We start from the raw sequence: 19,229 nt of genomic DNA, 5'->3' as shown, positions 1-19,229 counted from the left end.
GATTGTTTACTGGGGGTTGTGGCGGGGGACGCTAAAGGGCACGGAACTTGCTGCATTTGCGCAGCCATCCATTCAGCGAGGGAAGACCATGGCGCCGCAGTCGATCACGCCTATTCGCCTGCCCGGGAGGAGGGGATGACGGGGTTCCCGCAACCGCCGTCGCCCGAGCTGCTGGCCGGCCTCACCGACCGCGAGCGGCAGACCCTCGGGCTGATCGCCGAAGGGCTGAGCAACAAGCTGATCGCCCGCCACATGGGCATCAGCGACGGCACCGTGAAGGTCCACGTGCGCCATTTGCTGTGCAAGCTCGGCCTGCACTCGCGGCTGGAGCTGGCCGCCTGGGCGCACCGCGCCGGCGAGCAGGCGGGCCTGCCGCTGCCGGCCGCCCGCCTCCTACCGGTCAGCCCGCTGGATCTCGGCAACCTGCTCGACGACCTGCCGCTGATGATCTACCGATGCCGCAACGACCCGCACTGGAGCATGGCCTACGTCAGCGCCGGCTGTCAGGCGCTGACCGGCTACAGCCCGGCACAACTGGTCGGCAGCCGGCGGCTCAGCTACAGCAGCCTGATCCACCCCGCCGACCGCGACCGCGTGTGGCTGGGCGTGCAGCGTGGCCTGCAGGACGGCCGGCCGTTCAACCTGGCCTACCGCCTGCTGTGCGCCGACGGCAGCGAAAGGGTGGTGCAGGAACGCGGCTGCGGCATCTATTCCGACAGCGGCGAGGTGCTGGAGCTGGAAGGGGTGGTGATGGCGCGTTAGCCCGGTGCCGTCGGCTGGCGCATGAGAAGGGCGAACACTCCCCCTGCGGCGGCGCGCGTCGGCGTGGGGCCCGGTGCCGCGGCAACCTGCAGCGCCTTCATCGAGGTGCCACCCGCTACCTTGGTACTGGCTTTTTCCAGTGCTTTTGTAGTGCGACAAAAAATACGCTACAAATCTGTTGACGAGGGCCCATCCCGCAATGCAGGATGAAGCCACTCCCAGATGCGGGGGCCCTGGCAAGGGGTTCCAGCGTCTCTCCGGCCCACCAGCCGGACTCCCGTGTTTGTACTGCCCACAAGGCAGACTGATGAAGTTGACTGGCAGGCTCGTCCCCCGGATGGAATGTGCTGGTGAAACGTCCTCATGATGCTGGCTGTGGCCGTACGCTGTTCGGTTAGGCCCTCCGCTTCGCATCCTGCAGGCCTCACCGCCACCTTCCGCCCCCGATGAACCGGCCGCAGGCTTCAACGCTCTGCCGCCTGTAGTTCGCTTGGATCAGCGCTACACCAGGCTCAGGTTGAGATTCGACCCCGCGTGCACACGTCGGCCTACCGTCGACGGTATCCGGGTCCACCCAAATTCAGACCGACGTTTTCGATCAACAATTTAAGGGGCTCATACCATGAATCTGAACAACCAACCCACTCCCGAGCAATTGGCCAAGCTGTTCGCCACCCGCAAGGACACCCACGGCAGCCACATCCTGTGGATCAGCGAGTGCGGCGAGGTGCATCTGGACAACCTGGCGCCGGAACTGGGCGAGAAAGAATTCGAGAAGCGCACCCCGAGCATGCGCGCCCGCCTGCGCACCTACCACCGTGGCAAGGGCTACGTGGGCAAGAAAGCCGCCGCCGACAAGGACTTCATCGGCCGCGTCTACCAGACCCTGCAACAGGAATGGCCGGCAGTTCGCAGCAATCCCGAGGTCGCCTACATCGACCGCTACTGCTGATCCCGGCTTAAACGAGCAACAAACCCTCAGTTTCGCCTGACCCTCGCGGGTCAGGCTTTTTTTTGCCTGCACTTTTTTCCGCGGCGGGTGGGCAGGGGCGGACGTGGCGCGTGGAAGGCTTACTATGGATAGCGGATGAGCGCATCGCGCCAGCCCCCTTCCCGCGACGGAGCGTTGCATGTTCACAGTGATTCACGACCACCCCATGATCTTCGCCGTCGGCCTCCTGCTGGCCGACCTCGCCTGCTGGCGGCTGCTGCCGGTGGAGCAAAAGGTCGGGCGGGTGCTCCTGCGGCTGGTGTTCTTCACCGCCTACAGCGTGCTGATCTTCAGGGCCGGCATGAGTCCGATGCAGCCCTCGCCCTGGCCGGACGCCGCCCTGAACATGATGGGGACCGCCCTGGAGATCGCCTGGTGGCTGCTGGGGGCGCGCACCCTCACCGTGGTGCTCGGCCTGCTGTTGATACCGCGCAGCGGGCACGCCGGCCGCCTGCTCAAGGACGTTCTCGGCGCGGCGATCTTCCTGGCCGCCATCGTCGCCGCGGCGGCCTACGTCATGCAGCTGCCGGTCAAGGGCCTGCTCGCGACCTCCGGGGTGGTCGCCATCGTCGTCGGCCTCGCCCTGCAGAACACCCTGAGCGACGTGTTCTCCGGCATCGTGCTGAACACCACCAAGCCGTATCGGCTGGACGACTGGATCGCCATCGACGGCACCGAGGGCAAGGTGGTCGAGATCGACTGGCGCGCCACCCATCTGCTGACCGCCCAGGGCGGCACGCTGGTGATTCCCAACTCGGTCGCGGCCAAGGCCAAGATTCTCAACCTCAACCGCTCGGCCGACGTCCATGCGATCGCCATCAGCGTGACCGTCTCCGCCCAGGTGCGGCCACGCCTGGTGCTCGATGCGCTGCACAAGACCCTGCGGGGCGTCAGTGTCCTGCTGCCGACGCCCAAGGCCAAGGTGGTCATCAAAAGCTCCGACCTCGCCTCGGTGGAGTACGAGGCCAGCGGCTTCGTCGGCGCCGGGACCGACCGGGTCGAAGCACGCAACCTGATGTTCGACCTGGCCTACCGCCATCTGCGCGCGGCCGGCATCGCGACCGGCGAAAACCCCCGCGAAGTACCGGCAAGCCAGGCCCGCCGCCTGCTGGATGACGTGAAGATCTTTCGCTCGCTGGACGCCGAGGAGAAGGACCGTCTCAGCCAGCAGCTGGTCGCGCAGCCGTTTGCCGCCGGCCAGGTGGTGCTGGAGTTCGGTGCGGCCAGCGAGCAACTGTGGGTGATCGGCACGGGTGTGGTCTCCGCGTCGATCCCCGACGGCGAGGGTTTCGTCGAGGCCGGGCGGATGGGGCCGGGGGAAGTCATGGGGGAGGAGGGCGTCACGCTCGGCGCGCCCTCCCAGGCGCGTTTCACCGCGCTGACTTCCAGCGTGATCTATCGCATCGACAAGGACATGCTGCAGGCCTGCCTCGAAGAGCGCACCGAGGTCGGCAGCGCACTGTCGAAACTGCAGGAGTTCCGCCAGCAGGCCAGCGCCTCGCTGCTGGTGCACAAGCCGGTCGCCATCAAGAAAGGCGGCTTCCTCAGCTGGTTGCGGCATTCCTGAGGGCGGTTGCCCCCCGCGCCGGCGCCGGGGGCAAGCGGCTACGCGATCAGCTATCGAGTCCGGTGTGGATGCGAATCTCGCCGCTCAGCAACTTGTGCATCGGGCAGGCGTTGGCGACCTTCAGCAGTTGCTCGCGCTGCTCGTCGCTCAGCTCGCCCTGCACCGTGATCTGGCGAACGATGTCGTTGCCGGATTCGGGCTTGCCGTTGGGGTTGAGCTGCAACTCGACCTCCACGCCGGTCAGCGGCAACTGGCGGCGGGCGGCGACCATCTTCAGGGTGATCGCGGTGCAGGCGCCGAGGCTGGCGAGGATGAGGCGTTCCGGCGTCGGCGCCGTGTTGCCGCCGCCCACCTCGGTGGGTTCGTCGGCGCTCCAGGCGTGGCCGAGATCGTCGGTGAAGGACACCCGATAGAGCGTGTCTTCGAGAACGGCTTTGACAGTCGGGATAGCGGACATGGCGACTCCTGCGGGTGGGATGGTTGGAGCCTACCCTCAGGCGGTGATCCGGGCCAGCTCGCCATGGGCGGTGCCCGTCTTCCTTGTCCGGCCCTCGGCAGGGGCGAGCCCGACGGCGGCGCTGGTGATCGAGGCGCGGCCCTGTCCGCCGCCGCGCGCGCAGCCGGGGCCGGAGCCGGAGCCGGAGCCGGAGCCGGGATGGTGGATCGTCGGGAAGGAAAGAGTGAAATGAAGAGAAGGGCGGTCGTCCCTGACCGCGCGGGCCGTCGCGCTCAGTGCGCGGCGCCCTTGACCTCGCCCTGCTGGCGCCATTGCCGCGGGCTGACGCCGAACCAGCGGCGGAAGGCGCGCGAGAAGGCGCTGGTTTCCGAGTAGCCGAGCAGCGGCGCCAGCTCGGAGATCGGCAGCTGCTGCTGGCGCAGGTAGTGGGTGGCCATCTCGCAGCGCACCTTGTCGACCAGCTGGCTGAAGGTCAGGCCCTGCTCGCGCAGGCGGCGCTGCAGCGACCAGCTGGCCAGGCCCATCTGCTCGGCGATGTCCTCCAAAGTCGGTTCGCCGGCGAGCAGCTGCTGGCGCACCTGGGCGCGGGTGTCGTCGACGATGTTGGGCGCCTCGCGGCCGGCCAGGCTGAGCTGGCGCAGCGAGTCCTGCATCACCAGCAGCAGGGTCGGATTGCTCTCGGGCATCGCGCGGCCGAGGTCGCGCTTGGGGATCAGCAGCGAATTGCACGGCTGCTCGAAGTACACCGGGGCGTCGAACACCTTGCAGTGCTCGTGCCAGTGCTCCGGGCGCGGGTGCTCGAAGTGCACGGCGCGCGGCGCCCACTGGCTGCCCAGGACGTGGCGGATCAGGTTGAGGGCCATGCCCAGGGTCAGCTCGGCGTCCTGGCGGCGGACCAGGATGGCGCCGTGGCGCACCTGGTAGTCGAAACGGTAGTGATCGCCGCCATCGACCAGGCGGATCAGGCTGTTGCGCTGGTGCAGCGGGAAGGCGCGGGCGAAGTTGATCAGCGCCTGCTCGAGGGTCGCCGAGCACAGGCCGATGTAGCCGAGCAGGCCGAGCGCCTGCGGCTTGAACTGCTGGCCGTAGTAGAGGCCGAAGTTGTCGCAGCCGGATTGCCGCGCCGCCTCCTCCAGCACCTGGCAGTAGTTGGGCAGCGCCAGGCTCAGGGTCGGGTGCTGCAGCTGCTCGGGATCGATGCCGGAGACGCCGAGGATGCGGTCGGGGTCGCCGCCCTGCCTCTCGATGAAGGTGCACAGGCCGCTGGCGGCCGCCGCCAGCACGCCGGTGTGGCGTTGGCTGGCCGACAGGTCCGGCACACCGGGCAGGCCGGCAGGGGAGACGGGAAACGGGGGCATGGAAGACATCTCCAGGAAACAACCGGTAATACAAAGCAATTTTCGCGCCTGGCCCGCTGACGCCGGTCGGCAGGCCGCCAGCCCGCCGCTGGCGCGGCTCTCCCGACGCCGCCCGCGCCGCGCCGCACCACGCTGGTGCAGCAAACGGGTGGTTTGGAAACACGCGAACCGCGCCGGTGCCCGCGAGTTGACCGCAGGTGACAGCTCGCCCCACGAGCGGAAAAGTTGACTTCAGACGACAGCGCCTGGTCCTCCCGGTCAAGTCGGGGAGGCGGCTGCGGTGCATGATCGATCCCAGGCCGCAGCGAAACGCGACGGGCGAGGGAAAGTCCCGCGAGCCGTTCGCGCACCGCCACAACTACAAGAATCGTTTCGGAGAACCAGCATGATCTACGCACAACCGGGTACTGCCGGCGCCATCGTTTCCTTCAAGCCGCGCTACGGCAACTACATCGGCGGCGAGTTCGTCGCGCCGGTCAAGGGCCAGTACTTCACCAACACCACGCCGGTCACCGGCGAGGTGATCGCCGAATTCCCCCGCTCCACCGCCGAAGACATCGAGCTGGCGCTGGACGCCGCCCACGCCGCCGCCGACGGCTGGGCCCGCACCTCCGTGCAGGACCGTGCGCTGATCCTCTTGAAGATCGCCGACCGCATCGAGCAGAACCTGGAAGTGCTCGCCGTCGCCGAGACCTGGGACAACGGCAAGGCCGTGCGCGAGACCCTCAACGCCGACGTACCGCTGGCCGCCGACCACTTCCGCTACTTCGCCGGCTGCATCCGCGCCCAGGAAGGCAGCGCCGCCGAGATTAACGACACCACCGCCGCCTACCACTTCCACGAGCCGCTGGGCGTGGTCGGCCAGATCATCCCGTGGAACTTCCCGCTGCTGATGGCCGCCTGGAAGCTGGCCCCGGCGCTGGCCGCCGGCAACTGCATCGTGCTCAAGCCCGCCGAGCAGACCCCGCTGTCGATCATGGTGCTGATCGAGCTGATCGGCGACCTGCTGCCGGCCGGCGTGCTCAACATCGTCCAGGGCTTCGGCCGCGAAGCCGGCCAGGCGCTGGCCACCAGCACCCGCATCGCCAAGATCGCCTTCACCGGCTCCACCCCGGTCGGCTCGCACATCATGCGTTGCGCCGCCGAGAACATCATTCCGAGCACCGTCGAGCTGGGCGGCAAGAGCCCGAACATCTTCTTCGAAGACATCATGCGCGCGGAGCCCGAGTTCATCGAGAAGGCCGCCGAAGGCCTGGTGCTGGCCTTCTTCAACCAGGGCGAGGTGTGCACCTGCCCGTCGCGCGCGCTGATCCAGGAGTCGATCTACGAAGACTTCATGGCCGTGGTGATGAAGAAGATCGGCCAGATCAAGCGCGGCAACCCGCTGGACACCACCACCATGGTGGGCGCCCAGGCCTCCGACCAGCAGTTCGAGAAGATCCTCTCCTACTTCGAGGTGGCCCGCACCGAGGGTGCGCAGATCCTCACCGGCGGCGCCGCCGAGAAGCTCGAGGGCAGCCTGGCCAGCGGCTACTACATCCAGCCGACCCTGATCAAGGGCACCAACGACATGCGCGTGTTCCAGGAGGAGATCTTCGGCCCGGTGGTCGGCGTGACCACCTTCAAGGACGAGGCCGAGGCGCTGGCGATCGCCAACGACACCGAGTTCGGCCTGGGCGCCGGCGTGTGGACCCGCGACATCAACCGTGCCTACCGCATGGGTCGCGGCATCAAGGCCGGTCGCGTGTGGACCAACTGCTACCACCTGTACCCGGCGCACGCCGCGTTCGGTGGCTACAAGAAATCCGGCGTGGGCCGCGAGACCCACAAGATGATGCTCGACCACTACCAGCAGACCAAGAACCTGCTGGTCAGCTATGACATCAAGCCTTTGGGTTTCTTCTGATCGCCTGTCCACGATCAGCTGCGCGTCGGTCATGCTGCGTTGAAATCGGTTTCGGAATGCTCATTTGCAGCGAGCAAACTCCGCTTCCTCAACCGATTTCGCCTTGCCTGACCCTAGCTCGCAAGACCGTGAACAGGCGATGGATATCCCCCGGCGCGCGGCCCAGGTCGCGCGCCGGCGGGCGCCTGCCATCTGCGCCCGTGACAGTGCCGCCAAACCGGAAAGAAAGACAACTACACGGGAACTGTCCATCATGCCGGGAATATCCCGGCACATGACTGCATCGATGGGAGATCAGCATGACCGCTAACCAACTCAAACCCACCCTGGGCACCCTGCATCTGTGGGGCATCGCCGTCGGCCTGGTGATTTCCGGCGAGTACTTCGGCTGGAGCTACGGCTGGGGCACCGCCGGCACCCTGGGCTTTCTGGTCACCGCCCTGCTGGTGGCGACCATGTATACCTGCTTCATCTTCAGCTTCACCGAGCTGACCACCGCTATCCCCCACGCCGGCGGCCCGTTCGCCTACAGCCGGCGCGCCTTCGGCGAGAAGGGCGGACTGATCGCCGGGATCGCCACGCTGATCGAGTTCGTCTTCGCCCCGCCGGCCATCGCCATGGCCATCGGCGCCTACCTCAACGTGCAGTACCCGGATCTCGATCCCAAGCACGCCGCGGTTGGGGCCTACTTCGTGTTCATGGGCCTGAACATCGTCGGCGTCAGTATCGCCGCCGCCTTCGAGCTGGTGGTCACCGTGCTGGCGGTGGCCGAGCTGCTGGTGTTCATGGGCGTGGTGGCGCCGGGCTTCAGCTTCAGCAACTTCGTGCTCAACGGCTGGGCCGGCTCCAACGAGTTCGGCGGCCAGGCCATCTCCGGCATCTTCGCCGCCATTCCCTTCGCCATCTGGTTCTTCCTCGCCATCGAGGGCGCGGCCATGGCCGCCGAGGAGGCCAAGGACCCGAAACGCACCATTCCGCGCGCCTACATCGCCGGCATCCTCACCCTGGTGTTCCTCGCCATCGGCGTGATGATCATGGCCGGCGGCGTCGGCGACTGGCGCCAGCTGTCCAACATCAACGACCCGCTGCCGCAGGCGATGAAGGCGGTGGTCGGCAACGACTCGACCTGGATGCACATGCTGGTGTGGATCGGCCTGTTCGGCCTGGTGGCCAGCTTCCACGGCATCATTCTCGGCTACTCGCGGCAGTTCTTCGCCCTGGCCCGCGCCGGCTACCTGCCGCGCGGCCTGGCCAAGCTGTCGCGCTTCCAGACCCCGCACCGGGCGATCCTCGCCGGCGGCGTGGTCGGCATCGCGGCGATCTACAGCGACGGCCTGGTCAGCCTGCAGGGCATGAGCCTGACCGCGGCGATGATCACCATGTCGGTGTTCGGGGCTATCGTCATGTACATCATCAGCATGCTCAGCCTGTTCAAGCTGCGCCGCACCGAACCGCACCTGGAGCGCAGCTTCCGCGCCCCGGGCTATCCGGTGGTGCCGGCGATCGCCCTGGTCCTGGCGGTGGTCTGCCTGCTGGCGATGGTCTGGTTCAACACCCTGATCAGCCTGGTGTTCCTGGGCTTCATGGTGGCCGGCTTCGTCTGGTTCCAGTTCACCGCCCACCACCGCGCCAGCGCGCCGGTCGATGCGCTGCTGAACCGCGCCTGAGCGCCGCCGGGCCCGCCGCGGGCGGGTCCGGCGCACGGAATCGGTCGACGCGCCCACGGCGGCGTCGACCCCGCGAACGGAGACTGAGATGGCAAGCTTTTCCCACACCGTCGGCGGCCAGACCTGGCGCTTCGACAGCCTGCGCGAGCTGATGGCCAAGGCCACCCCGGCGCGCTCCGGCGACTACCTGGCCGGCGTCGCCGCCGCCAGCGCCGCCGAGCGGGTTGCCGCGCAGATGGCGCTGGCCGAGGTGCCGCTCAAGCACTTTTTGATCGAGGCGGTGATCCCCTACGAGGTGGACGAGGTCACCCGGCTGATCATCGACACCCATGACGCCCTGGCCTTCGCGCCGGTCAGCCACCTCACCGTCGGCGGCCTGCGCGACTGGCTGCTGGGCGATGCGGCCAACGAGGCCGCGCTGGCCGCCCTGGCGCCGGGCCTGACCCCGGAGATGGCCGCCGCGGTATCGAAGATCATGCGCGTGCAGGACCTGATCCTGGTGGCGCAGAAGATCCGCGTGGTCACCCGTTTCCGCAACACCCAGGGCCTGCGCGGGCGGATGTCCACCCGTCTGCAGCCCAACCATCCGACCGACGATCCGGCCGGCATCGCCGCCAGCACCCTCGACGGCCTGCTCTACGGCAACGGCGACGCGATGATCGGCATCAACCCGGCCACCGACAGCATGGGCTCGATCTGCACCTTGCTGGAGATGCTCGACGCGGTGATCCAGCGCTACGAGATCCCCACCCAGTCCTGCGTGCTGACCCACGTCACCAGCTCGATCGCCGCCATCGAGCGCGGCGCGCCGCTCGACCTGGTGTTCCAGTCGATCGCCGGCACCCAGGCGGCCAACGCCAGCTTCGGCATCGATCTGAAGGTGCTGCAGGAAGGCTACGAGGCCGGCCTGTCCCTCAAGCGCGGCACCGTCGGCAACAACCTGATGTACTTCGAGACCGGCCAGGGCAGCGCGCTGTCGGCCAACGCCCACCACGGCTGCGACCAGCAGACCTGCGAGACCCGCGCCTACGCGGTGGCCCGCCACTTCAAGCCGTTCCTGGTCAACACCGTGGTCGGCTTCATCGGCCCGGAGTATTTGTACAACGGCAAGCAGATCATCCGCGCCGGCCTCGAGGACCACTTCTGCGCCAAGCTGCTCGGCGTGCCGATGGGCTGCGACATCTGCTACACCAACCATGCCGAGGCCGACCAGGACGACATGGACATGCTGCTGACCCTGCTCGGCGCGGCGGGGATCAACTTCATCATGGGCATCCCCGGCTCCGACGACGTGATGCTCAACTACCAGACCACCTCGTTCCACGACGCGCTGTACGCCCGCCAGGTGCTCGGCCTGCGCGCCGCGCCGGAGTTCGAGGCCTGGCTGGCGCGCATGGGCATCCTGCACCAGCAGGGCGGCCGCGTGCGCCTGGGTGACGAGCTGCCGCCGGCGTTCCGCCAGGCGCTGGCGCAGCTCGGTCCATGACATTCGCCGTGCGCGGCCCACGCCTGTAGGGGCGAATTCATTCGCCCCTACACGCAAAGCTCAGTCGCAGCCTGGGGCGCTGGCGGTCATCCGCCTTGTGTAACGCCAAGATCCGATGAGGTACCCGATGTCCGACAAGTCCCCCGCCACCGAGAACCCCTGGCAGCAGCTGCGCAACCTGACGCCGGCACGCATCGCCCTCGGTCGCGCCGGCACCAGCCTGCCGAGCCGCGCGCAGCTCGACTTCCAGTTCGCCCACGCGCAGGCGCGCGACGCCGTGCATACCCCGCTCGACCTCGCGGCGCTGGGTGAATCGCTCGGTTCGCTCGGTCTCGACTGCCTGCGCCTGCACAGCGCGGCGAAGGACCGCGACACCTACCTGCAGCGTCCCGACCTCGGCCGCCGCCTGCACGCCGACTCCGCGCAGCTCCTGCGCGAGCACGCCGCGACGCAGGGCGGCGGCTGCGACCTGGCCATCGTCGTCGCCGACGGCCTGTCGGCGCTGGCGGTGCAGCGCCACAGCCTGCCATTCCTCGACCGTCTGCTCGAACAGGTGCGCGCCGAAGGCTGGTCGCTGGCGCCGGTGAGCCTGGTCGAGCAGGGCCGGGTGGCGGTGGCCGACGAGGTCGGCGAGCTGCTCGGCGCGAAGATGACGGTGATCCTGATCGGCGAGCGCCCTGGCCTCAGCTCGCCGGACAGCCTGGGCCTGTACTTCACCTACGGGCCCAAGGTCGGCCTCACCGATGCCTATCGCAACTGCATCTCCAACGTGCGCCTGGAAGGCCTCAGCTACGGCATGGCCGCATTCCGCCTGATGTACCTGATGCGCGAGGCCTGCCGCCGCCAGCTGTCGGGGGTCGATCTCAAGGACGAGGCCGAGGTGCCGAGCCTGGCCGGCAGCGGCCAGGGCAATTTCCTGCTGGAAGGGCGCTGAACGCGGGGTGCGGCGCCCGGTCGCAGGCGCGGGCGCCGGCCAGCCCGGATAATCGCGCGCCGCTTCGTCGTGCCCGCCGGATCATCCCGCACTCCATGAGCTTCTCGTCGACCGACCGCATGCTGACCGCCTGGGTGCTGTACTGCAGCCTCCTGCTGGCGCTGTTCGCCTGCAGCCTGGGTCACGGGCAGATGGCCGGTCTGCAGCTCAATGGTGTCGGCGGCGCCTTCTGCTCCCTGCAGGACAACCCCGGTCCGGTGCTGGACAGCGGCTTCGACGAACCCGCCCCCGGCGACGCGCTCGACCTGTTCGGCTGCTCCTGCTGCAGCTCCTTCGTGCTCCTCGCGCTGCCCCTGCTGCTGGCCCTCGGCCCGTGGCTGCGCCCGCAACGGCGCTGGCGCAGCACCGCGCTGCAGCGCGGCGGCACGCCGCCGCGCCACGCCTGGCCGCCGGCCAATCCCCGCGCCCCCTGATCTCCCCGCGCCGCCGTGACCGTGGCGGGTCGGCTTCCGGCTGATCCGTTGCGGCCGTCTGCGCGCGTGCCCCTGTCCCCCGACCGTCTTGCCTGCCCGCCATGCCCCGCGGCTGTTGCCGGTGCGCGCCCGCTCCGCCGCCGCCTCCCGTGGCATCGCCGGCAGGTCCATGGAAGCGAACAAAGCATCTGGAGATCACCATGCGTCACCTGCCCATTCCGAGCCTGCTCGCCCTCGCCATCGCGCTGGCCTCGACCGCCCACGCCGAGGAGGCCCGGCCCGAAGTCGTCGAGCTGCAGCCCATCGTCGTCAGCAAGGGCCAGCCGAGCGACCCGACCGCGCCGACGCTGGCCGAGAAGCGCGCCGAGTTCGCGCAGATTCCCGGCGCCGCCGCCGTGGTCGACGCCGAGACCTACAAGAGCGGGCGCAGCAGCACCCTGCAGGACGCCTTGGGCCTCGCGCCCGGGGTGTTCGTCCAGCCGCGCTTCGGCGCCGAGGAGGCGCGCCTGTCGATCCGCGGTTCCGGCCTGCAGCGCACCTTCCACGGCCGCGGCCTGCTGCTGATGCAGGACGGCGCGCCGCTCAACCTGGCCGACGGCAGCTTCGACTTCCAGGCCGTCGAGCCGCTGGCGGTCGATCACATCGAGGTGCTGCGCGGCGCCAACGCCTGGCGCTACGGCGCGGCCAACCTGGGCGGGGCGATCAACTTCGTCGCCCCCACCGGCCGCACGGCGGCGCCGGTCGACCTGCGCGTCGAGGCCGGCAGCTTTGCCTACCAGCGGCTGTACGGCGCGGTGGCCGAGGAGTTTGGCGACTGGGATGGCTACCTGAGCTTCTCCGACTCGTCCCAGGACGGCTTCCGCGACCACGCCCGCCAGGACAACCAGCGCTACTTCGCCAATCTGGGCGGCACGCTCAACGAGGATCTGGCCACCCGCTTCTACCTGACTCACGTGGAAACCGACTCCGAACTGCCCGGCAACCTGACCAAGGCCCAGCTGCGCAATAACCCGGAGCAGGCCGCGGCGGGCAATATCAGCGGCGACCAGCGCCGCGACTTCACCCTCGACCGCATCGGCAACCTCACCCACCTGCAGCTGGGCGGCGGCCACCGTCTGGAGCTGGCCAGCTACTACAGCGAGAAGTCGCTGCTGCACCCGATCTACCAGGTGCTCGACGTCAACAGCGAGGACTACGGCCTGCGCCTCTCCCACAAGTGGGACAGCGGCGACGGCTGGCGCTGGAGCGGCGGCGTCGAGACCAGCCACGGGCGCAACCGGGACTCGCGCTATCGCAACGTCGGCGGCCACAAGGGCGCCAAGCTCAACGAACTGCAGCAGACCGCGCGCAACCTGAACGCCTTCGCCGAGCTGGAGGTGCCGCTGGCCGAGCGCTGGGCGCTGGTCGCCGGCGCCGCCTGGCTGCACCAGCAGCGCGAGGTCGACGACCGCCTGGTCAGCGGCCGCGACGAGTCGTTCGACGCCACCTACAGCGGGCGCATCGGCCGCCTCGGCCTGCGCCACGACCTGGCCGCGGACGTCCAGCTGTTCGCCAACTTCAGCCAGAGCATGGAACCGCCGACCTTCAGCGAGCTGACCGGCGGCCAGGTGATCACCCAGAACGACGAACAGCGCGCCAACACCTGGGAGGCCGGCCTGCGCTGGGCGCGCGGCGATCTCGACCTGGACCTGGCGGTGTACCGCAGCGCGATCCGCGACGAGTTGCTGGCGCTCAACGACGCCAACGGCGATCCGCTGGGCACGGTCAACGCCGAGCGCACCGTCCACCAGGGCGTCGAGCTGGGCGGCGCCTGGACCCTCGGCCGGCTGGTGCTGCGCGGCCAGTACCTGTTCAACGACTTCCGCTTCGACGACGACGCGGTGTACGGCGACAACCGCCTGGGCGGCGTGCCGCGCCAGTTCGTCAAGGGCGAGGCGCTGTGGCAGCAGGACGGCTGGTACGCCGGGCCGACCTTCGAGTGGGTGCCCAGCCACTACGCGGTCGACCACGCGCAGAGCCTGTACGCCGACGGCTACGCGATCTGGGGCCTGAAGGGCGGCTACCGGCCGGGCGAGGGCTGGGGCTTCTTCGTCGAGGGGCGCAACCTGGCCGACCGCAACTATGTCGCCACCACCGGGGTGATCGCCGACGCCAAGGGCCTGGACAGCGCCCAGTTCCTCCCCGGCGACGGGCGCAGCCTGTACCTCGGCCTGGAGTGGCGGATGTAACAGCCTTGCCGGCGCTGGCGGGGGGAAACCCTCGCCAGCGCCGGCGCGGTCAGATTTCCACCTGGGTGCCCAGCTCGATCACCCGGTTCACCGGCAGCTTGAAGTAACGCATGCTGCTGTTGGAGTTGCGCTGCTGGAAGGCGAACAGCTTCTCGCGCCAGTTGGCCATGCCGATGCGCTTGCTGGGGATCACGGTTTCCCGGCTGAGGAAGTAGGTGGTGCGCATCGGGGTGAAGTCCAGGCCGTCGTGGCGCAGCTGGCGCAGCGTGGCCGGCACGTCGGGTTCTTCCATGAAGCCGAAGTGCAGGATGATGCGGAAGAAGCCCTCGCCGTAGCTGTCCACCTCGAAGCGGCGGTTGTCGGGCAGGCGCGGGCTGTCCTCGGTCACCACGGTGAGCAGCACCACCTGATTGTGCAGCACCTGGTTGTGCAGCAGGTTGTGCAGCAGGGCGTGCGGCACGGCGTCCGGCCTGGCGGTGAGGAACACCGCGGTGCCGTCGACGCGGTGCGGCGGCTGCAGGCAGATACTGTCGATGAACACCGGCAGCGGCAGCGCGGTTTCGTCCAGGCGCGCGAACAGCAACTGCTTGCCGCTCTTCCAGGTGGTCATCAGGGTGAACAGGACGATACCGGCCACCACCGGGAAGGCGCCGCCCTGGAAGATCTTCGGCACGTTGGCGGCGAAGAACAGGCTGTCGACGAACAGGAAGCACAGCAGCAAGGGGATCGCCAGGATGCGCGGGAATTTCCACATCATCAGCATCACCGAGGCCACCAGCAGGGTGTCGATCAGCATGGTGGTGGTCACCGCCACGCCGTAGGCCGCGGCCAGCGCGCCGGACGAGCCGAAGCCGAGCACCAGCAGCAACACGCCGGCCATCAGCGCCCAGTTGATCACGCCGATGTAGATCTGCCCCTGCTCGGCGCTGGAGGTGTGCTGGATCTGCATGCGCGGCACGTAGCCGAGCTGGATCGCCTGCTGGGTCAGCGAGAAGGCGCCGGAAATCACCGCCTGCGAGGCGATGATGGTGGCCAGCGAGGCCAGCACCACCATCGGCAGCAGCGCCCACTCCGGCGCCAGCAGGTAGAAGGGGTTGCGCGCCGCCTCGGCGTCTTCCAGCAGCAGGGCGCCCTGGCCGAAGTAGTTGAGCACCAGCCCCGGCAGCACCAGCGAGAACCAGGCGCGGGCGATCGGCTTGCGGCCGAAGTGGCCCATGTCGGCGTACAGCGCCTCGGCGCCGGTCAGCGCCAGCACCACGGCGCCGAGGATGGCCACGCCCAGGCCCGGATGGGCGACGAAGAAGTTCAGCGCCCACCACGGATTGAGCGCCAGCAGCACCTCGGGGTTGTGGCGGATGCCGTACACGCCGAGGGCGCCGAGCACCACGAACCAGGTCACCATGATCGGCCCGAACAGGATGCCGATGCGCGCGGTGCCGTGCTTCTGGATCAGGAACAGGCCGATCAGCAATATCACGGTGACCGGCAGCACCCAGTGGGACAGCCCCGGCAGCGCCACGTCCAGGCCCTCGACCGCTGACAGCACCGAGATCGCCGGGGTGATCATGCTGTCGCCGTAGAACAGCGCGGCGCCGAGCAGGCCGAGCAGCACCAGCACCGACGCCAGGCGCGGATGGCCCGCCGCGGCGCGGCGGGCGAGGGCGGTCAGCGCCATCACCCCGCCTTCGCCCTCGTTGTCGGCGCGCAGGATGAACAGCACGTACTTGAGCGAGACGATCCAGATCAGCGACCAGAAGATCAGCGAGAGGATGCCGAGCACGCCGTCGTGGTTGACCTGCACCCCGTACTGCCCGGAGAACACCTCCTTGAGGGTGTACAGCGGGCTGGTGCCGATGTCGCCGTAGACCACGCCGGTGGCGGCGACCAGCAGGCTCAGCGCCGAGGAGGGTGGATGCGGTTGCTCGTGGTTGGCGGGCAGCGCGGTGTCAGTCATGGCCTTGCTCCTGAGATTGTTCGCGCAACCGGTAGCCGATGCCGGCCTCGGTCGCGATGTACTGCGGCTCGGCGGGGTCGTCGCCGAGCTTCTGGCGCAGGTGGCCGACCACCACGCGCAGGTAGTGACTGTCTTCCACGTGGGTCGGCCCCCAGATGTCCTTGAGCAGCTGCTGCTGGGTGACCACCCGTCCCGGCTGGCGGGCCAGGGCGGCCAGCACGGCGTACTCCTTGGGGGTCAGGGCGATGTCGCCGTTGTTCAGGCTGACCCGCCGGGCGGCGAGGTCGACCTGCAGCGCGCCACAGCGCACCGGGCCGTCCACCTGGCCGGCGGCCAGCGGCGCGCGCAGCAGCACGCGCACCCGGGCGAGGAACTCGGGGATGCTGAACGGCTTGGTCACGTAGTCGTTGGCGCCGCCGTCCAGGCACAGCACCTTCTCGGTGTCGCCGGCGCGTACCGAGAGCACCAGCACCGGCATCGGCGACCAGCGGCGCAGCTCGTCCAGCACGTCCTTGCCGTCCATGTCCGGCAGGCCGAGGTCGAGCACCAGGAGGTCGGGGCGCGCCTGGGCGGCCAGCGCCAGGCCCTCGCGGCCGCTGCCGGCCTCCAGCACCCGGTAGCCGTGGGCGGTGAGGCTGATGCGCAGGATCATGCGGATCTGCGCCTCGTCGTCGATGACCAGCACGCTCTGGGGTCTGTCGCTCATGCTTCGCGCTCCGCCTCGCCGAGCTGGGGCTGGGTCTGCAGCGGCAGGTGCAGGCACAGGGTCGCGCCGCGCCCGCCCAGGCCGTCGTCCACCGTCACCGCGCCGCCGTGGGCGCCGAGGATGCCCTGGCAGATCGCCAGGCCCAGCCCGGTGCCCTTGCCGCCGCGGTCGCCGCGCGCCGCGGTGTAGAACATGTCGAAGATCTTCTCGCGCTCGGCCGGCGGGATACCCGGCCCCTCGTCGCCGACCGCGATGCGCAGCTCGTCCGCGTCGGCCTCCACCGCGACGCGCAGGCGGCCGCCCGGCGGCGAGAAGCGCACGGCGTTCTCCACCACGTTGACCAGCGCCTGCTCGATCAGCGCGGCGTGCACGTAGAGCAGCGGCAGTTCGTCGGCGAGCGCGGTCTCCAGGCGCAGCGGCGTCAGCACCGGGTGCAGGCGCTGCAGCGCGCTGGCGACGATATCCGCCGGCGCCACCCAGTCGCGCTCCAGCTTGAGGCCGCCGTGGCCCAGGCGGGTCATGTCGAGCAGGTTCTGGATGTAGCGATCGAGCCGCTCGGCCTCGTTGCGGGTGCTTTCCAAGAGTTCGTGGCGGTCGGCGGGGCCGATCCGCTCGCCCAGGGTCAGCAGGCTGTCGATGGCGCCGTGCATCACCGTCAGCGGGGTGCGCAGGTCGTGGGACACCGAGGCGAGCAGGGCGCTGCGCAGCTGCTCGGTTTCCGTCTGCAGGCGCGCGCCCTCCAGTTCCCGGGCCAGCTGCGCGCGGGCCAGCGCCTGCGCCAGCGGCTGGCCGAGCGCGGCGAGCAGGCGGCGGCGCGCGGCCGACAGCGTGCCGCCGGCCTTGCGGTGCACGCCGAGCAGGGCCAGCGGGGCTTCGCCGCCGGCCAGCGGCAGCCACCACCAGCGGCCGTCGGCCAGGGTCTGGGTGCCGCGGCCGCTGGGCTGGCCGTGTTGCCAGGCCCATTCGGCGGCGGCGCGCTCGCCCTCGTCGTCGAGCACGGCCGTCGCGCCGGCCTCGACCTGCAGCGCGCCACCGTTGCGGCCCAGCAGGCAGAAGTCGAGGTCGCGCCAGGCGGCGAGCTGCTGCAGGGCGGCGTCGAGCACCGCCTGGCGGTCGGTGGCGGCGCCGAGCTTGCGCGACAGCTCGAACAGCGTGGCGGTTTCCGCCTGGGCGTCGCGCAGGGCGTCCATCTGCCGGCGCTGGCGGGCGGCCAGGTTGCCGGTGAACACCGCCATCGCCAGGAAGAACAGCAGGGTGAGGATGTCCTCCTGGTGGTGCACGTCCAGCGAGAAGGTCGGCGAGACGAACAGCAGGTCGTAGGCGAGGAACGACAGCGCCGCGCACAGCAGCGCCGGCCCGAGGCTGCTGCGCACGCCGACCAGCAGCACGGCGAGGAGGAACACCAGGGAGATGTTGGGCAGCTCCAGGAAGTGCGAGATGCTCCAGGCCGCCGCCGTGGCCAGCAGGGTGGCCAGCACCGCCAGCAGGTAGTCGGCCAGGCGCCCGGTGCGCGGCGCGGCGGCGCTCGGCGACGGCTCGCCCGGCGTATTGAGGACGCTGATCTCCAGGCCCTGGCCGTGGCGCAGCAGGCGACCGACCACGCCGCGGGCGAGGCCGGGGCGCAGCAGCCAGGGGCGGCTGGGGCCGATCAGCAGGACGTTGGCGCGGCGCTCGGCGGCGTGCTGCAGCAGGGTGGTGACGACGTCGCCGGCGCGCAGGTTGACCACCTCACCGCCGAGCTGCTCGGCCAGCCGCTGGGCGGCCTGCAGCTGGCGGCGCGCCGCCTCGTCGAGCACCGCGCCGGTGTCCACGTGGACCAGGCTCCAGGGCAACTGGCGGCGCTGCGCCAGGCGGCTGGCGTGACGCACCAGCTGCTCGGCCTGGGCGTTGCCGTCAACGGCGACCAGGAGGCGCCCGAGCACCGCCGGGGCGTCCGCGCCGTGCTGGCGGTAGCAGCGCTGCAGGTCGGCGTCGACGCGCGCCGCGGCGAACTGCAGGGCCATCTCGCGCAGCGCGGTCAGCCGCTCCAGGCTGGCCAGCGCCTCCGGCAGGCGGGCCTCGCCGCTGTGGTGGCGCGCCAGCAGCTCGCGCGGCGGACGGTCGACCAGCAGCAGCTCGTCGGCCTCCAGCAGCAGCCAGTCGGGCACCGTCTCGTGCACGCGCTGGCCGGTCAGCTCGCGCACCTGGTCGTTGAGGCTTTCCAGGTGCTGCACGTCGAGGCTGGCGTAGACGTCGATGCCGGCGGCGAGCAGTTCCTGCACGTCCTGCCAGCGCCGGGCATGGCGGCTGCCGGCGGGATTGTCGTGGGCCAGGTCGGCGATCAGGGTCAGCGCCGGCGGGTCGGCGAGCAGGCCGTCGAGATCCAGCTCGGCGCGCTGGGCGGCGTCGCGGCGCGGCGCCTGTTGCGGCAGGCCGGCGAGCAGCGCCGCGCTCTCGGCGTCGCGCGCCTCGACCAGGCCGACGCGCAGGGCGACGCCGGCGTTCGCCTGGCCCTGCGCGGCGCGCAGCATGGCCAGGATCTTGCCCGCCCCGGGGGCGGCGCCGAGAAACACCGTGAGCTGGCCGCGCCGGCGTCGTTCGCGGCTGGTCTCCGCGTCGCGCACGCTGCTCATCATCGCCACGCCTTGGTTGGGAGTCATGGATAAGTCCGCTACTGGCACAAGCATGAAGTATGCAGGGCGAATTCTCCTCCGCCGCGGGATCGGTCGGGCGTAAAGAATCAGTAAAAACGCAACCGGGC

Annotated in this window: 14 protein-coding genes; 9 read left to right on the top strand and 5 right to left on the bottom strand. The window is 69.6% G+C overall.

The window, feature by feature from the left end; genetic code table 11:
• Nucleotides 1-135: 135 nt before the first annotated feature.
• The 3 genes from LMJ29_RS20995 (at nucleotide 136) to LMJ29_RS00510 (ending at nucleotide 3,320) form a co-directional block, all read left to right on the top strand.
• Nucleotides 136-762 carry a LuxR C-terminal-related transcriptional regulator gene (locus LMJ29_RS20995; protein WP_319942204.1) on the top strand — a complete coding sequence of 209 codons (627 nt, stop codon included), beginning with the start codon at nucleotides 136-138 and terminating at the stop codon, nucleotides 760-762.
• A gap of 622 nt (nucleotides 763-1,384) precedes the next feature.
• A complete protein-coding gene (locus LMJ29_RS00515) occupies nucleotides 1,385-1,714 on the top strand; it encodes a hypothetical protein (protein ID WP_229602831.1) in 330 nt (109 codons plus the stop codon).
• A gap of 178 nt (nucleotides 1,715-1,892) precedes the next feature.
• Nucleotides 1,893-3,320, top strand: a complete 1,428-nt coding sequence (locus tag LMJ29_RS00510; protein WP_229602830.1) for a mechanosensitive ion channel family protein — start codon at nucleotides 1,893-1,895, stop codon at nucleotides 3,318-3,320.
• Between the two features lie 46 nt (nucleotides 3,321-3,366).
• On the opposite strand, the gene LMJ29_RS00505 is transcribed toward LMJ29_RS00510, so the two are convergent.
• Nucleotides 3,367-3,777, bottom strand: coding sequence for an OsmC family protein (locus LMJ29_RS00505; RefSeq protein WP_229602829.1), 411 nt, complete (start codon nucleotides 3,775-3,777; stop codon nucleotides 3,367-3,369).
• A gap of 272 nt (nucleotides 3,778-4,049) precedes the next feature.
• On the bottom strand, nucleotides 4,050-5,144 hold the full coding sequence (qhpR, locus tag LMJ29_RS00500) for an AraC-like transcriptional regulator QhpR (protein WP_229602828.1): 1,095 nt from the start codon (nucleotides 5,142-5,144) through the stop codon (nucleotides 4,050-4,052).
• 376 nt (nucleotides 5,145-5,520) lie between these two features.
• Between qhpR and exaC the strand changes: the two genes are divergently transcribed.
• From exaC to LMJ29_RS00470, 6 genes are all read left to right on the top strand, one after another.
• Nucleotides 5,521-7,041, top strand: a complete 1,521-nt coding sequence (gene exaC / locus LMJ29_RS00495; protein ID WP_229602827.1) for an acetaldehyde dehydrogenase ExaC — start codon at nucleotides 5,521-5,523, stop codon at nucleotides 7,039-7,041.
• Between the two features lie 299 nt (nucleotides 7,042-7,340).
• On the top strand, nucleotides 7,341-8,708 hold the full coding sequence (gene eat / locus LMJ29_RS00490) for an ethanolamine permease (RefSeq protein ID WP_229602826.1): 1,368 nt from the start codon (nucleotides 7,341-7,343) through the stop codon (nucleotides 8,706-8,708).
• 88 nt (nucleotides 8,709-8,796) lie between these two features.
• The gene (locus LMJ29_RS00485; RefSeq protein WP_229602825.1) at nucleotides 8,797-10,194 is read left to right on the top strand and encodes an ethanolamine ammonia-lyase subunit EutB; all 1,398 of its coding nucleotides are present in this window, start codon (nucleotides 8,797-8,799) and stop codon (nucleotides 10,192-10,194) included.
• 127 nt (nucleotides 10,195-10,321) lie between these two features.
• Nucleotides 10,322-11,128 (top strand): ethanolamine ammonia-lyase subunit EutC, encoded by an 807-nt coding sequence (eutC, locus tag LMJ29_RS00480; protein WP_229602823.1) that lies wholly within the window; start codon nucleotides 10,322-10,324, stop codon nucleotides 11,126-11,128.
• Nucleotides 11,129-11,223: 95 nt separating this feature from the next.
• Nucleotides 11,224-11,601 (top strand): DUF2946 family protein, encoded by a 378-nt coding sequence (locus tag LMJ29_RS00475; RefSeq protein WP_229602821.1) that lies wholly within the window; start codon nucleotides 11,224-11,226, stop codon nucleotides 11,599-11,601.
• 200 nt (nucleotides 11,602-11,801) lie between these two features.
• On the top strand, nucleotides 11,802-13,829 hold the full coding sequence (locus LMJ29_RS00470) for a TonB-dependent receptor family protein (protein ID WP_229602820.1): 2,028 nt from the start codon (nucleotides 11,802-11,804) through the stop codon (nucleotides 13,827-13,829).
• 49 nt (nucleotides 13,830-13,878) lie between these two features.
• Here the strand turns inward: LMJ29_RS00470 and LMJ29_RS00465 are convergent, their stop codons facing one another.
• The 3 genes from LMJ29_RS00465 to LMJ29_RS00455 are packed head-to-tail and all read right to left on the bottom strand — an operon-like array spanning nucleotide 13,879 to nucleotide 19,104.
• Entirely contained in the window at nucleotides 13,879-15,783 is a 1,905-nt protein-coding gene (locus tag LMJ29_RS00465; protein ID WP_229602818.1) for a potassium transporter Kup, read from the bottom strand.
• Nucleotides 15,776-16,489, bottom strand: a complete 714-nt coding sequence (locus LMJ29_RS00460) for a response regulator (protein ID WP_229602816.1) — start codon at nucleotides 16,487-16,489, stop codon at nucleotides 15,776-15,778. Before LMJ29_RS00460 ends, LMJ29_RS00465 begins: the two co-directional genes overlap by 8 nt.
• Nucleotides 16,486-19,104: a sensor histidine kinase gene (locus LMJ29_RS00455; protein WP_229602949.1), complete on the bottom strand. Its 2,619-nt coding sequence runs from the start codon at nucleotides 19,102-19,104 to the stop codon at nucleotides 16,486-16,488. The genes LMJ29_RS00460 and LMJ29_RS00455 overlap by 4 nt, the downstream gene beginning before the upstream one ends.
• Nucleotides 19,105-19,229 lie beyond the last annotated feature (125 nt).

The sequence above is a fragment of the Pseudomonas oryzagri genome (assembly GCF_020831405.1).
GTDB classification, from domain to species: domain Bacteria; phylum Pseudomonadota; class Gammaproteobacteria; order Pseudomonadales; family Pseudomonadaceae; genus Geopseudomonas; species Geopseudomonas oryzagri.
This window is presented reverse-complemented; position numbering and strand designations above follow the sequence as displayed.